This is a genomic window from Anaeromyxobacter sp. SG17, from assembly GCF_022690695.1.
Taxonomy (GTDB): Bacteria; Myxococcota; Myxococcia; order Myxococcales; family Anaeromyxobacteraceae; genus Anaeromyxobacter; species Anaeromyxobacter soli.
The window spans coordinates 1-13762 of sequence record NZ_JALCYX010000096.1 but is presented as its reverse complement, the minus strand read 5'-3'; the positions used below and the strand labels follow the sequence as shown (position 1 = coordinate 13762).

13 protein-coding genes and 2 pseudogenes are annotated in these 13762 nt (G+C 74.3%); 13 read left to right on the top strand and 2 right to left on the bottom strand.

Features of this window, described 5'->3' with window-relative positions; all coding sequences use genetic code 11:
* The 9 genes and pseudogenes from MNY60_RS21510 to MNY60_RS21470 all read left to right on the top strand — a co-directional run.
* Positions 1 to 261, top strand: a pseudogene (locus MNY60_RS21510) (hypothetical protein); the annotation flags it as partial.
* 76 nt (positions 262 to 337) lie between these two features.
* The gene (locus tag MNY60_RS21505; RefSeq protein ID WP_242341289.1) at positions 338 to 1018 is read left to right on the top strand and encodes a peptidylprolyl isomerase; all 681 of its coding nucleotides are present in this window, start codon (positions 338 to 340) and stop codon (positions 1016 to 1018) included.
* A 51-nt stretch (positions 1019 to 1069) separates the two neighbouring features.
* Positions 1070 to 1576, top strand: a complete 507-nt coding sequence (locus MNY60_RS21500; protein ID WP_242341288.1) for a peptidylprolyl isomerase — start codon at positions 1070 to 1072, stop codon at positions 1574 to 1576.
* A 68-nt stretch (positions 1577 to 1644) separates the two neighbouring features.
* On the top strand, positions 1645 to 2577 hold the full coding sequence (gene era / locus MNY60_RS21495; RefSeq protein WP_242361824.1) for a GTPase Era: 933 nt from the start codon (positions 1645 to 1647) through the stop codon (positions 2575 to 2577).
* Complete coding sequence (gene der, locus MNY60_RS21490) at positions 2574 to 3989, top strand: ribosome biogenesis GTPase Der (protein WP_242341286.1); 1416 nt, start codon at positions 2574 to 2576, stop codon at positions 3987 to 3989. Before era ends, der begins: the two co-directional genes overlap by 4 nt.
* Before the next feature lie 98 nt (positions 3990 to 4087).
* The gene (locus MNY60_RS21485; protein ID WP_242341285.1) at positions 4088 to 4816 is read left to right on the top strand and encodes a tol-pal system YbgF family protein; all 729 of its coding nucleotides are present in this window, start codon (positions 4088 to 4090) and stop codon (positions 4814 to 4816) included.
* A complete protein-coding gene (locus tag MNY60_RS21480; protein ID WP_242341284.1) occupies positions 4817 to 5914 on the top strand; it encodes a PQQ-binding-like beta-propeller repeat protein in 1098 nt (365 codons plus the stop codon).
* The gene (locus MNY60_RS21475; protein WP_242341283.1) at positions 5911 to 6327 is read left to right on the top strand and encodes a (deoxy)nucleoside triphosphate pyrophosphohydrolase; all 417 of its coding nucleotides are present in this window, start codon (positions 5911 to 5913) and stop codon (positions 6325 to 6327) included. The genes MNY60_RS21480 and MNY60_RS21475 overlap by 4 nt, the downstream gene beginning before the upstream one ends.
* Positions 6328 to 7005: 678 nt before the next feature.
* A pseudogene (locus tag MNY60_RS21470) lies at positions 7006 to 8261 on the top strand (HNH endonuclease).
* 93 nt (positions 8262 to 8354) lie between these two features.
* Here the strand turns inward: MNY60_RS21470 and MNY60_RS21465 are convergent.
* Positions 8355 to 8843, bottom strand: a complete 489-nt coding sequence (locus tag MNY60_RS21465) for a hypothetical protein (protein ID WP_242341399.1) — start codon at positions 8841 to 8843, stop codon at positions 8355 to 8357.
* Positions 8844 to 9178: 335 nt separating this feature from the next.
* Here MNY60_RS21465 and MNY60_RS21460 point away from each other — a divergent pair, with 335 nt between their 5' ends.
* Entirely contained in the window at positions 9179 to 10072 is an 894-nt protein-coding gene (locus tag MNY60_RS21460) for an NAD(P)H-binding protein (RefSeq protein WP_242341398.1), read from the top strand.
* A gap of 64 nt (positions 10073 to 10136) precedes the next feature.
* Here MNY60_RS21460 and MNY60_RS21455 read toward each other — a convergent pair whose 3' ends face one another.
* The gene (locus MNY60_RS21455) at positions 10137 to 11057 is read right to left on the bottom strand and encodes a LysR substrate-binding domain-containing protein (protein WP_242341397.1); all 921 of its coding nucleotides are present in this window, start codon (positions 11055 to 11057) and stop codon (positions 10137 to 10139) included.
* Between the two features lie 109 nt (positions 11058 to 11166).
* Between MNY60_RS21455 and MNY60_RS21450 the strand changes: the two genes are divergently transcribed.
* The 3 genes from MNY60_RS21450 to MNY60_RS21440 form a co-directional block, all read left to right on the top strand.
* On the top strand, positions 11167 to 11706 hold the full coding sequence (locus MNY60_RS21450; protein WP_242341396.1) for a peroxiredoxin: 540 nt from the start codon (positions 11167 to 11169) through the stop codon (positions 11704 to 11706).
* A gap of 206 nt (positions 11707 to 11912) precedes the next feature.
* Entirely contained in the window at positions 11913 to 13058 is a 1146-nt protein-coding gene (locus MNY60_RS21445) for an exonuclease SbcCD subunit D (RefSeq protein ID WP_242356604.1), read from the top strand.
* Positions 13055 to 13762 (top strand): AAA family ATPase (locus MNY60_RS21440; protein ID WP_242361822.1); only part of this gene is annotated, 708 nt, incomplete at its 3' end. The genes MNY60_RS21445 and MNY60_RS21440, both read left to right, overlap by 4 nt.

Genomic DNA, 13762 nt, shown 5'->3' with positions numbered 1-13762 from the left:
GCCCCACCCGCGGCGCGCGAGCCGGCTCCGACCCCTGCGCCGGAGCCCGAGCGCGAGCAGGGCGAGGCCCCACCCGCGCCTGCGCCTGAGCTCGCGCCCGCCGCGGCGACGCCGTCGCCCGGCCCCGGCGCCGAGCCGCCGAGCGAGCCGGCACCCGCGAAGCGGGCGCGCACGAAGCCGGTGAAGCCGCGCGCGAAGCGCAGCGCCCCCAGGGCGCCGAAGAAGAAGAAGGCCCGCAAGGGGACGCGTCGCGAGAAGTGAACTCGCTTCCCGCCCGAGCCTTCTTTCCTTCTTTCCATTTGCCCGCACCCCGGCCGGTGGCTAGCATCCCGCGCATATGACGAGACCCACCGTGCTCCTCGCCGCGCTCGCGGCTGCCCTCGCCGCGCCCGCGGCGCGCGCAGCGACCCCCGCCGCCGGCGGACAGGGCAAGGACCAGTACGCCGTCTTCGAGACCTCGCGCGGAACGATCGGCGTGAAGCTGCTCCCGCGGAAGGCGCCGAAGGCCGTCGAGAACTTCGTGGAGCTCGCCCAGGGCAAGAAGACCTGGACGGATCCGACGACGGGACGGAGAGTGACCGAGCCGCTCTACGACGGCACCCTGTTCCACCGCGTCATCCCGAGCTTCATGATCCAGGGCGGCGATCCGCTCTCTCGCGGCGCGGCGCTCGGCGCGACGGCGGCGCCGAACGGCCGGCCGTTCGGCTCGGGCGATCCCGGGTACCGCTTCGAGGACGAGCTCGAGAAGCCGCCGGCGAAGCCCTTCGCGAAGGGGTGCCAGCTCGCGATGGCGAACAGCGGCCCCAACACGAACGGCTCGCAGTTCTTCATCACCGAGGTGGCGACCCCCTGGCTCGATCCCAAGCCGTGCAACGCCCCGGGGGGCGTGTGCGGGTACGTGCACATCGGCGAGGGAGTGTGCGGCTGTGAGCTCGTGGCGCCGATCGCGCGGGCCGGGAACGGCCAGACGAAGCTCGTGAAGGTCACCATCACGAACAAGGCGCCCACCTGCAAGTGAGCGGCGTCGCCCGGGCGGTCGAACCGCGCCGGGGAGGACGGGAGGACGGACATGGCTGAGCAGCTCTACGCGACGTTTCAGACTTCTCTCGGCGAGATCGTCGTGAAGCTCCTGCCGGAGAAGGCGCCGAAGACCGTCGAGAACTTCGTCGGCCTCGCCGAGGGGACGAAGGAGTGGACGGACCCGCGCACCGGCCAGAAGCAGAAGAAGCCGCTGTACGACGGCACGGTGTTCCACCGCGTGATCCCCGAGTTCATGATCCAGGGCGGCGATCCGCTGGGGACCGGCACGGGCGGGCCCGGCTACAAGTTCGGGGACGAGATCGGCCCGGACAACCGGTTCACGAAGGGCGGCCTCCTCGCGATGGCCAACGCCGGCCCGAACACCAACGGCTCGCAGTTCTTCATCACGGAGATCGCGACCCCCTGGCTCGACAAGGGGCACACGATCTTCGGCGAGGTGGTGCGCGGCGAGGAGCTCGTGCCCAAGATCGCCCGCACCGGCAACGCGAAGGTAAAGCTCGAGAAGGTCACCATCACCCGCGGCGCGCAGCCGTAAGGCTCCGCCGCAAGGAAACCCAGGCGCCCGCCGGTGGCCGTCGTGCCGCCGGCGGGCGCGATCACCTCATGACCAGCAAGAAGCAGCCCCCGTTCCGCGCCGGGTTCGTCGCCATCGTCGGGCGGCCGAACGTCGGCAAGTCCACCCTCCTGAACCGCGTGCTCGGCGAGCACGTCGCGATCGTCACGCCGCGCCCGCAGACGACCCGCACCCGCATCCTCGGGATCTGGAACGCGAAGGGCGCCCAGATCGCCTTCTTCGACACGCCCGGCCTGCACCGCGCGAAGGGGCCGCTCAACCGGCGGATGGTCGAGGTCGCGCTCACCACGCTCGACGAGGTCGACGCGGTGCTGATGCTCGTCGAGGCGGGCACGGGGCCCGACGGCCGGGTGGAGGTCGGCGAGTCGACGCGCTGGGCGATCGAGGAGGTCGCCCGGCGGCGGAAGCCCGCCATCCTGGGGATCTCCAAGATGGACCGGGCGCCGCGCGCGACGCTCCTGCCCGTCATCGACGCGTACAAGGGCCTCCACGCGTGGACCGACATCGTCCCGTTCTCCGGGCTCACCGGCGAGAACGTGGACACGCTGCTCGAGGTGCTCGGGAAGCACCTGCCCGAGTCGGAGGCGCCGCTCTTCCCGCCCGACCAGCTCACCGATCAGGCGGAGCGCGCCCTCGCCGCGGAGTACGTGCGCGAGCAGGTGATGCTCCAGACGCGCCAGGAGATCCCGTACTCGGTCGCGGTGGACGTCGAGGAATTCGACGAGGCCGAGCGCCGCGACGACGGCGGGCTCGTCCGCATCTCGGGGGTGATCCTCGTCGAGCGCGAGTCGCAGAAGGCGATCGTGATCGGCAAGGGCGGCGCGATGCTGAAGAAGATCGGGACCCGCGCGCGGGAGAACCTCGAGCGGCTCCTCGGCTGCAAGGTCTTCCTGGGGCTGACCGTCAAGGTGGAGGAGCGCTGGAGCGAGCGCGCCACCGCGCTGAAGAGGCTCGGCCTGTGAGCGCGCCCACCGTCCCCGCGCCGCGCGCGCTCGTCGCGCTCGTCGGCCGCCCCAACGTGGGCAAGTCCACGCTCTTCAACCGGATCGCCGGCCGCCGCGCCGCGATCGTCCAGGACGTGCCGGGCGTCACCCGCGACCGGAACTACGCCGACTTCACCTTCGAGGGCCGGGCGCTGTCGGTCGTGGACACCGGCGGGTTCGAGCCGGAGTCGTCCGACCGGCTCATGGCGCAGGTCCGCCGGCAGGCCCAGCTCGCGGTCGAGGAGGCCGCCGCGGTGGTGCTCGTCGTCGACGGGCGCGAGGGGCTCTCGCCGGTGGACTCCGCCGTCGCCGACCTGCTGCGCCGCGCGGGCAAGCCGCTATTCGTGGCGGTGAACAAGGTGGACACCGCCCGCACCGAGGAGGAGATCCCGCTCGCGGAGTTCTTCCGGCTGGGCTTCGGGGACGTGCACACCGTCTCGGCCGAGCACGGCCGCGGGGTGGGGGAGCTGGTCGACGCGATCGTCGCGAAGCTCGCGCTCCCGGAGGCCCCGCCGGCCCCCGAGGACGCCGAGGAGCCGGAGGAGGTCAGCGAGGACGACCGGCCGAAGGGCGACATCCGCCTCGCCATCGTGGGCCGCCCGAACGTCGGCAAGAGCACGTTCGTGAACGCGCTCCTCGGGATGGAGCGCTTCGTCGTCTCCGACGTCCCCGGGACGACGCGCGACGCGATCGACTCCCTCGTCGAGCACCGCGGCCAGCGCTTCGTCGTCACCGACACCGCCGGGATCCGGCGCAAGAGCGCCATCGCCCAGAGCGTGGAGGCGTACTCCGTCGTGCGCTCGATGAAGGCCATCGACCGGGCGGAGGTGGTCGCCTGCCTGCTCGACGCGACGGAGGCCGGCGTGGAGCAGGACGCGCGCCTGCTGGGGCTCATCTCCGAGAAGTCGAAGGCGCTCCTCATCGTGGTGAACAAGTGGGACGTCGCGGAGCGCGAGGGCGCGACGCAGGACTGGTACCGCAAGGAGCTGTACAAGCGGCTGCCGTTCGTCTCGTTCGCGCCGATGCTGTTCGTCTCGGCGAAGGAAGGGCGCGGCGTCACCCGCGTGCTCGAGCGCGCCGCGCGGCTCGTCGAGCAGTACCGCGCCCGCTTCCCGACCCCGGCCCTGAACGAGCTGCTCGAGACGATCCAGGAGGAGCACCCCGCTCCCCTCGCGAAGGGCCACCCGGTGAAGCTGTACTACGTCGCCCAGGTCGCCTACGCGCCGCCCACCTTCGTGATGCAGTGCAACCGGCCGGAGGCGATCGGCGAGCCGTACCGCCGCTTCGTGGAGAACCGCTTCCGCGCCGCCTTCGGGCTGGAGGTGCCGATGCGGCTCGTCTTCCGGGAGCGGAAGCGCCGCAGCCGCCCGCCGCCGAAGCGGCGCGGGTGAGCGGCCGTCCGGCTTTCGCTTGACGGCCTCTGCCCCGGCCCTCTAGATTGGCCCGGTTTTCTTCAGGAATCTCGCGCGTTGCGCCCCCGAGAGGTGCCATGTCGTCGAAGCCCAGCGTCATCACCCGCAAGGACATGAAGGAGCCGGACAAGTTCCAGCACGCGGCGGAGCAGGCCGCCGGCTGGGTCGCGGCCCGGAAGCGGCAGGCCGTCCTGCTCGGCGGCGGGGCCGTCGTGCTCGTGCTCCTCGCGGTGGTCGTGCTCGTCGTGCAGTCGCACCGGTCCGAGGCCTCCGGCGCTGCGGTCTCGCAGATGCTCGAGACGGTCGGCGGGACGGTGTCGGCGGTGCCGCTCCCCGGCCAGCCGGGGCCGTTCTTCCCGACGGAGGAGGCGCACCAGCGCGCCATCGTCGGCGCGGCGGACCAGGTGCTCGCGCAGCACGGCGGCAGCGCCGCGGCGCTCGCGGCGCTCGCGAAGGGGGACGCGCACCTGCGCCTTCGCGAGTGGGAGCCCGCCAGGGCGGCCTACCAGCGGTATCTCGAGACCGCCGACAAGGACGATTCGCTCCGGTTCGGCGCGCTCGAGGGGCTCGCGCTCGCGGCCGAGGGGAAGGGTGACCTCGCCGCGGCGGCCGAAGGGTTCGCGCGGATGGCGAAGGAGGCGCCGGCGTTCGCCGATCGCGCCGATCTCGACCGCGCCCGCGTGCTCGCCACCGCCGGCAAGACGGACGAGGCGCGCCAGGTGCTGGCCGCGTTCCCCGAGCAGCACAAGGAGTCGCCCCTCGCGCCCGAGGCGTCGCAGCGGCTCGGCAAGCTCGGCGGCAAGTAGATGACGGCGCTCGCCCTCGCGCTCGCGCTCGCCGCGACGGCTCCCGGCATGAGGAGCGGGCTGCCCCCCGCGCCGCGGGAGCTCTACCGGTTCGCCTGGCAGCGGTCGGTGGTCACGCCGCAGGCGCTCGAGTGGAAGCCGCGCGAGCCCGGCGGCCTCGCCGTCGATCCCGCGAGCGGGATCGTGGTGTTCGGGACCCGCGACGGCTGGCTCCACGCGATCCGCGACGACGGGAGGGTCGCCTGGGAGCTCAAGACGGAGGGCGGCTTCTCGGGCCCACCGGCGATCGACGGCGGCACCGTCTACGCCGGCTCGAGCGACGGGCGGCTCTACGCGGTCGCGCTCGCGACGGGCAAGGAGCGCTGGCGCTACGACGCGAAGGAGGAGCTCGGGACCCGCCCGGCCGTCGTCGGCGGCACGCTCTACGTGGCGAGCCTGCAGGACACCGTCTTCGCGCTCGACGCGAAGACCGGCGCCTGGAAGTGGCATCACCGGCGCGAGCCGCGCCCGGGCTTCACCATCCGCGGCGCCGCGCCGGTGCAGGTGCGCGGAGGCACGGTCTACGCGGCGTACTCCGACGGCTTCGTGGCGGCGCTCGATCCGGCGACGGGCACGGCGCGCTGGGAGCGGATGATCGCGCCCGCCGGCGACGAGCTCGACGTCGACGGCCTGGTGGCGGAGGGGGATCGCGTGTACGCCGCCGCCTACTCCGGCGCGGTGCTCGCGCTCGACGCGGCCTCCGGCGAGACGCGCTGGACCTTCGAGGCGCCCGGGGCGGTGAAGCTCGCGCTCGCGCCGGGCGGGACGCTCGTCGCGGTCGCGACCGCCGGCGTGTACGCGCTCTCGGCCAAGGACGGCACGGTGCTCTGGTCGTCTCCGCTCGGCCGCGGCGTGCCTTCGGGCGAGCCGGTCGTCGCGGGTGCCTGGGTGCTCGTCCCCGCCACCACCGGCGGGCTCCGCTGGCTCGAGGCGTCGAGCGGACGGCTCATGCGCGTGCTCGACCCGGGGAGCGGGATCTCGGGGACCCCCGCCGTCGTGGACCGGCGCGTGTACGTCCTGTCGAACCGCGGCGAGCTCTACGCGCTCGACCTGCCGTGAGGCGCATCCGCGTCGTCGCGGCCGTCGTCCGGCGCGCGGAGCTGCTGCTCGTCACGAGGCGCCCCGACCGTGCGGGCGCGCGGGGGCAGTGGGAGTTCCCGGGCGGCAAGGTCGAGCCGGGCGAGGACGAGCCCGCGGCGCTGCGCCGGGAGCTCGTCGAGGAGCTCGGCTGCGACGCCGCGGTGGGGCCGCTCCTCCTCCGCCACGCTCACGCCTACCCGGAGCTCGAGGTCGAGCTCGCCTTCTACCGCTGCGCGCTCGAGCCCGGGGTCGAGCCGCGCCCGCTCGGCGTGGCCGAGATCGCCTGGGCACGCCCGGGCACGCTCGAGAGCTACGACTTCCTCGAGGCGGATCGGGCGGTGCTCGCCGAGCTCGAGCGCCTCGCCTCGGACGAGCCCGCCGATCGCGAGTGAGCGCTTGCCTCCGGGCGGTGGCCGGCGCGCTCCGCGTGCCCCGATAGCGCTGCCCGCTCGGGCGTTTCCCTGCTGCGGCACACGCTGGCTGCCTGCGGCGGCTCATCATTCATCACAAGTGCAGGTACTCGCCGGGCGAGCGGTGGGTGTTTCGACCGCGGTTTCGGTGCGCAGGGCGGATTCGGGCATCGACGGGATCTGCGCACGCGCTCCGGGCGCGACCCGATGAACGCGGGGGAGGCGGTAGAGCAGGCGAACGTCTCGTCGTGTCGGGCCGGCGTCGCAGCGTTTCTTCGCGCGGGTCCGTGCAGCAACACGCGTTCGCGCTCGCCCCGCCACATGGGCCGGAGCGTCGCGCCAGTGTTCACAATGCGTGACAGCTATCGCCAGCGGTAGTGCTCCCCGACGTCGCGGCTTCCCTCGCGCGAAGAAACGAAGCGTCCCTGTTGCGGTGGGTGAAACATTGCCCATTGACGCCTTCTCGCCTCGATCGCGCTCGGGCAAACGGGCGGCGCGTGAGGGCCGCTCTCGCGCACACACTTTGCGCGTGAAGCGCGCGCCGATCGGTTTGAGGCTCCGACGAGGGCGCAGCGGAGAACGCCGCGCAAGAGCGGGCCTGGAGCGTCTCCGGAGCTCCGGAATTCGCGTGTTACGAAGGGTGTACTGGAGGTGCATCCCATGTCCGCGCTCGCCCCCGCTTCTCTCGAGTCGAACGTCCTCGCCCTGCGCCTGCGCGAGCTCGCCGGAGAGGAACGAAACGTCCAGGTCGACTTCCTCCTGCACCTCGACGAGTTCGATCGGCGCCGCGCCTTCGTCGAGGCCGGCCATGCGTCCCTGTGGGCCTATTGCCTTGAGGCGCTCCACCTGCGCGAGGGCGCCGCCGGGCGGCGCATCCAGGCGATGCGGGTGCTGCGCCGCTTTCCGACACTGGAAGCTCCGCTGCGGGATGGGCGTCTTTGCCTGTCCACCCTGGCGCTCCTCGGCCAGGTGCTCACCGAGGAGAACGTGGACGATCTCCTCACTCGCGCCGCCTTCCGGACCCGGGCCGAGGTCGAGCACCTCGTCGCCTCCGTCCAGGCCCGCACCGCTCCGCGCGCTGGCCTCCGCAAGCTGACCGAGCGCGCGCCCGCCGCGGCGAGCGCAACGCTACCGCTCCCGGCGTCCGATGCAGGGGCCGAGGCGGCGCCACTGGCCGGCCCTGCTGAGCCGACCCTCGGCCCGGACCCCATCGCCGACTCGCGGCCTGCGCTCCCGCCCACCGTCGCGCAGCCGAAGCGAAGGGCCGTGACGCTCGCCGTCTCGGAGACGCACTGGTCGCTCCGGGTCACCCTCGACCGCGCCTGCAAGGAGGACCTCGAGACGCTCCTGTCACTCCTGTGCACAAGGTTCCGGACGGCGACCTCGCGGCGGTGCTCCACGAGGCGATCCGCTGCGCCATCGAGAAGCACGGCAAGCGCAAGGGCGCTGTCGCGCCGGAGCGGAAGACGAAGGACGCGAAGGAAGGTTCGAAGGAGCGCGCGAAGGAGGGCTCCGAGGAAGGCTCGACCGAGGGCGAGAAGCGGGTCGCGGCGAAGCCACCGGCGGCGAGGACCACGATCCCGGCGATAGTGCGCCGCGCGGTGTGGACGCGCGACGGCGGGCGCTGCGCCTGGGTCGGTCCGGACGGCTGCCGCTGCAACAGCCGCTGGAAGCTCGAGCTCGACCACCTCCAACCCGCCGCCCTCGGGGGGCCGTCCACGATCGACAATCTTCGGCTCGCCTGTCGAGCGCACAACCTGCTTCACGCAGAGAGAACTTTCGGGCGCGAGCACATGGATCGCTTCCGCCGCGACTCGGGTGACGGGCCGACGCCATTCGAGCAACCGGGCGTGGCGCCTCTGTCTACCGTCATGCATCTGGGACGTGGGCGCCGTGATGCTGCGGCGGCCCGCTAGGTTGCCGAACCTCCGGCTGACCGGGGATTCGCATGCGGCCGGAGCGACGGCTCGCCGCCCACGACCCACGTACGCCCGTGACGCTCAACGCTGTCAGCGGCGGCTGCGCCGCTTTCGCGAGGCGGGCTTCGCCTTCGGCTTCGGCTCGGGCTTCGGCGGCTCGCCCGCGACCAGCACGCCGAGGCTCAGCGGCGCGTACGCGCGGCCCGCGGCGTCGTGGATCTCGCGCGAGCGCGCGCCGTCGAGACGCAGCTGGTAGCGCGAGCCGGGGACGAGCGGCGCCGACGGCGTGAGCGTGAACGCGGAGGACGCGCCGACCTCGCGCGTGCCGCTCGAGGGCACGATCGCGTCGGCGCCGTCGAGCAGGACGAGCCGCGCCTCCGGGAGCTCCGCCGCGAGCACGAGCCGGAACGTGGTGGCGGGATCGACCACCGTCTCCTCCTCGCGAGAGAGGGGGATCGGGCCGGTCGGGTCGTTGGCGACCGCCTCGCGGACGAGGCTCGTCGCAGGGGAGGCAGGCGCGGGGGCGGGGACGCCCTCCGCCGGAGGGGCGCCGCCCTGCGCGACGGGGGCGGGGAGCACGGCCCCTGTGCCCTCCGGGGCAACGACGGGAACGACCGGGGCGGCCGGGCTGGGCACGTCCGCGCTCGGACTCGCGGGCGCCGCAGCCGCTGGCGGGGGAGCGCCCGCCTCCGCGGCCGGCGTGCGGTCGCGGCAGGCGGGGAGGGACAGCGCGACGGCCAGGGTGCCGAGCACGAGGGGGCGCGTCATCGGCCCGGAGGGTACCACGACCCGGGGGGTGCCGAGCGTGGGCGTGCGCTCGGGCGGTAGCCCGCCCCTCACGCGCACCGTTGGACTCCAAACGGTTCGCGCCCGGCCGGGCGCGGGGTCGCATGTCACCCGGGGAGGAGCGCGGCATGGCCGAGAAGGTGTACGTCGTCCTCGGGGCCACCGGCCACGTCGGCAGCCCCGTGGCGCGCCGGCTCGCGGAGGCGAGGCGACCCCTCCGCGTGGTCGCGCGGAGCGCCGCGGCGCTCGCCGCGCACGCGGACGCGGAGCAGCTGGTCGGCAGCGTCGAGGATCCCGAGCTCGTCCGGCGCGCGCTCGACGGCGCGGGCGCGGCGTTCGTGCAGCTTCCGCCGTACCTCGGTCCGGGCGCGCGTGCCTGGCAGGATCGGGTCGCGGGCATCCTCGCCGACGGCCTGGAGGCGGCGCGCGTTCCCTACGCCGTGGCGCTCTCCAGCCTGGGCGCGCAGCTCGCGAGCGGGACCGGCCCCGTGGCCGGGCTGCACACGCTCGAGGAGCGCCTCGGGCGCGTCCCGGGCCTGAGCGTGCTCGCGCTGCGCCCGGGCTACTTCTTCGAGAACCACCTCAGCGCCATCGGCGTCGTGCGGTCCGCCGGGTTCTACGCCGGCGCGCTCGCCCCCGAGCTGCGCATGGCGCAGATCGCCGCGGCCGACGTGGGAGAGGTGGCCGCCCGGCGGCTCCTCGCGCTCGACTGGCGAGGCCGGGAGATCCAGGAGCTGCACGGCGAGCGGGACGTGACGCCGGTCGAGGTCGCGCGCGCGCTCGGCGCCGCGATCGGCAAGCCGGACCTCGCCTACGTCCAGCTCTCCTACGCCGACGCGCACGCGGGCCTGGTGCAGGCCGGGCTGTCCGAGGAGGTCGCCGCGCTGTACGTGGAGCTGGCGCGCGCCCTCAACGACGGGCGCATCGCGTCCGACGAGCCGCGATCGCCGGCGACGACGACGCCCACCTCCATCGAGGCGTGGGCGCGCGAGGTGTTCGCGCGCGAGCTTCGCGCGGGGTGAGCTCGGCGGCGGCCGCCATGGCCTCGCCGAGGGCGCCCTTCGCCGGCGAGCCTGGGCCGGAGTCTCAGCGAGCGGCCTTCGGGTAGGCGCCGCGGATCGTCCGCGCGAGCCGCTGGAGCGCGGGGGCGAGCGGCGACCGGCGGCGCCACGCGAGCGTGATCGTCCGGTGCGGCGCGGGCGCCGCGAACGGGCGGAGCCGGAGGTCGCCGCGACGGGTCTCGGCCGCGAGCGACAGCTCGGGGAGCAGCGTCACGCCCGCGCCGCCCGCCACCATCTGCACCAGGGTGGGCAGGCTCGTCGCCCGGAACTCCAGCTCGTGGGCGCGAGCCCGCGCGCAGACGTCGAGCGCCTGCGCGCGAAGGCAGTGCCCGTCGTCGAGGAGCAGCACGTCGGCGCCGCGCAGCTCCGCCGCGGTGGCGGGCGCCGCTCGCGCGCCGAGCGGGTGGTCGCGGGCCGTCGCGAGCACGAACGGATCCCGGGCGATGTCCGCGTGCTCGACGTCGCCGAGCTCCGCCTCGAGCGCGAGGAGCGCGGCGTCGAGCGCGCCCGCCTCGAGCCGGCGCACGAGCTCGTCCGTCTTGTCCTCGACCCAGGTGAGGACGAGCCGCGGGTAGGCAGCCCGGAGCGCGGGGGCGACCCGGGGCAGGAGGTAGGGCGAGATGGTCGGGATGACCCCCAGCCGCAGCGGCCCGGCGAGCGGATCGCCCGCGGCGCGCGCGGCGCCGGCGAGGTCGTCCGCGTCGACGAGCACGCGCCGCGCGCGGGCGAGGAGCGCCTCGCCGGCGGCCGTGACCAGCACGCGCCGGCGATCGCGCTCGAACAGCCGCACGCCGAGGGCCGACTCGAGCTGGGCGATCTGGGTCGAGAGCGACGGCTGCGCGACCCGGCAGCGCTCCGCGGCCCGCCGGAAGCTCAGCGTCTCGGCGACGGCCAGGGCGTACTGGAGCTGGCGCAGGGTGAAGGCGTGGGGCGGGAGCGGAGTCATAGGCAGAGCCTAACGAAGTGGTCGAAAGGATGTATTGGGAAAATCAGCGCTCCGGCGGCACCTTCTGCCTGCGACGCGGCGATCCCGCCGCCCCGAAGGAGATGATCGAATGCTGACCGTGGGTGACCGCTTCCCCGAGTACCGCCTCAAGGCCGTCGTGAGCCGCGCCGCCGGCGAGGAGTTCCAGGACGTCACGCCCGAGAGCCACCGCGGGCGCTGGCGGGTGGTGTTCTTCTGGCCCATGGACTTCACCTTCGTGTGCCCGACCGAGATCGCCGAGTTCGGCCGGCGCGATCGCGACTTCCGCGAGCGCGAGGCGCAGGTGCTCGGCGTCTCCACCGACACGCACTACGTCCACCTCGCCTGGCGGAACGGCCACCCGGAGCTGAAGGACCTGCCGTTCCCGATGGTCGCCGACACGAAGCGCGAGCTCTCGACGGCGCTCGGGATCCTGCACCCGGACGGCGTCCCGCTCCGGGCGACGTTCATCGTCGACCCGGCGGGCGTCATCCGGCACGTGTCGGTGAACGACCTGTCGGTGGGGCGGAACGTGGAGGAGACGCTCCGCGTCCTCGACGCGCTAAAGACCGACGAGCTCACCCCCTGCAACTGGAGGAAGGGCGAGCCCACGCTGGAGGTGGCGCGGTGAGCGCGCTCGGGCGGCTCCGCGGGGCGCTCCCGGACGCGTCCGCGCTGCCCGCCTGAGCCCGACGGGGGTGCTCCAGGGCGGAGCGCCCTCCAGGCCGCAGCGCCGGGGCGTCGCGGTGACCTCCGCCGCTGCGGCCGGAGCCCGGCGCTTCGCCGCGACGAGCCACGCTGGAGCCCCGATGTCAGCCCGGCGTGTACGCTGGCGGTGTGGCGCTCCGGATCCTGCACACCTCCGACTGGCATCTGGGCCGCGCGCTCCACGAGGAGTCGCTGCTCGAGGACCAGGCCTGGGCGCTCGATCGGCTCTGCGAGCTCCTCCGCGACGCGCGACCGGACGCGCTGGTCGTGGCGGGCGACGTCTTCGACCGGGCGGTGCCGTCGGCGGAGGCGGTCTCGCTCCTCGACGACCTCCTGAACCGCGTGGCGGCGCTGGGCGTGCCGCTCGTCGCCATCGCCGGGAACCACGACTCGGCCGAGCGGCTCGCGTTCGGCGCGCGGCTCCTCGAGGCTCGCGGCGTCCACCTGCGCGGGGCGATCTCGCGCGCGGCGGAGCCGGTGGAGCTCGCGGGCAAGGGGTTCCTCTACCCGGTGCCCTACCTCGATCCCGAGGTCGTGCGCGGCGCCGAGGGGGACGACGAGCTGCGTGGCCATGCGGCCGCGACCGAGCGCGTGCTGGCGCGCGTGCGGGCCGACGCGGCGACGCGCGTGCTCCCGACGGTGCTCGTCGCGCACGCCTTCGTCCAGGGCGCCTCCGAGACCCCGGACAGCGAGCGCCCGCTCGCGGTGGGCGGATCCGGCTGCGTGCCCGCCGCGTCGCTCGGCGGGTTCGACTACGTCGCGCTCGGACACCTGCACGCGCCGCAGGAGGTCGCGCCCGCGGTCCGCTACTCCGGCTCGCTCCTCAAGTACTCCTTCGGCGAGGCGGGGCACGCGAAGGGCGTCGTCCTGGCCGAGGTCGAGCGGGGCGCGGCGCGGGTCGAGCTCGTCCCGCTCGGCGCCCGGCGCGAGGTGGTGCGGCTCTCGGGCACGCTCGACGAGCTTTTGCGCCGTCCGGAGCTCGCCGCGTTCGAGCGCGCGCTCGTCGAGGTGACGCTCCGCGACGAGGGGTACGTCTTCGACGCGAAGCACCGGCTCCAGGCGCGCTTCGCCCACGTGCTGAACGTCCTCCGCGAGGACCTCGCGGGCGGCGGGGAGGGGACGTTCGCGGCGCGGGTGGACGGCGCCGGGGGCGACGACCTCCGCCTGTTCGAGGCGTTCTTCGAGACGGTGGCGGGCGCGACGCCCGGCCCGGAGCACCGGGAGATCTTCGCGGGCGCGCTCGCGGAGGTCGTGCGCCGGGAGCGGGCGGCGTGAGACCGCTCACCCTCGAGCTCCAGGCGTTCGGGCCTTACGCCCGGGCGCAGAAGGTGGACTTCGGCGCGCTCGGCGGCGCCGATCTCTTCCTCATCCACGGGCCGACCGGCGCCGGGAAGACCACGCTCTTCGACGCCATGACCTTCGCGCTGTACGGCGAGGTGCCGGGGACGCGCGGCACCGGTCGGCTCCGCGCCGACCGCGCCCCGGAGGGCGCCGCGCCGAAGGTGGTCTTTCGCTTCCGGCTGGGCGAGGTGGTGTACCGCGCGGAGCGCACCGCGGCCTGGCAGCGGCCGAAGAAGCGGGGGGAGGGGACCCTCGAGGAGGCGCCCACCGCGAGCCTGTGGCGCGAGGGCGCCGACGCGCCGCTCGCGACGAAGCCGACCACCGTGACCGAGAAGGTGACGGAGCTCCTCGGCATGGGCGCGGAGCAGTTCACGCGCGTCGTGCTGCTGCCGCAGGGCGACTTCAAGCGGCTCCTCTGCGCGGACGCCCGGGAGCGGGAGGAGCTCCTGCAGCAGCTCTTCGGGACCGGCGTCTACAAGGACGTCGAGGAGCTGCTCGTCCGCAAGAAGAACGAGTTCGAGGCGGAGGCGCGGCGGCTCGCGGAGCGGCGCGAGGAGGCGCTCGGCGGGGCCGCGCCCGGCGCGCTCTCCGACGGGCGGGAGGAGCTCGAGCGCCAGCTCGCGGAGGCGCGCGAGGTC

Coding starts and splice junctions, on each gene's coding strand:
- MNY60_RS21505 (WP_242341289.1), top strand. CDS start 338: ATGACGAGACCCACCGTGCTCCTCGCCGCGCTCGCGGCTGCCCTCGCC.
- MNY60_RS21500 (WP_242341288.1), top strand. CDS start 1,070: ATGGCTGAGCAGCTCTACGCGACGTTTCAGACTTCTCTCGGCGAGATC.
- era (WP_242361824.1), top strand. CDS start 1,645: ATGACCAGCAAGAAGCAGCCCCCGTTCCGCGCCGGGTTCGTCGCCATC.
- MNY60_RS21485 (WP_242341285.1), top strand. CDS start 4,088: ATGTCGTCGAAGCCCAGCGTCATCACCCGCAAGGACATGAAGGAGCCG.
- MNY60_RS21480 (WP_242341284.1), top strand. CDS start 4,817: ATGACGGCGCTCGCCCTCGCGCTCGCGCTCGCCGCGACGGCTCCCGGC.
- MNY60_RS21460 (WP_242341398.1), top strand. CDS start 9,179: ATGGCCGAGAAGGTGTACGTCGTCCTCGGGGCCACCGGCCACGTCGGC.
- MNY60_RS21455 (WP_242341397.1), bottom strand. CDS start 11,057: ATGACTCCGCTCCCGCCCCACGCCTTCACCCTGCGCCAGCTCCAGTAC.
- MNY60_RS21450 (WP_242341396.1), top strand. CDS start 11,167: ATGCTGACCGTGGGTGACCGCTTCCCCGAGTACCGCCTCAAGGCCGTC.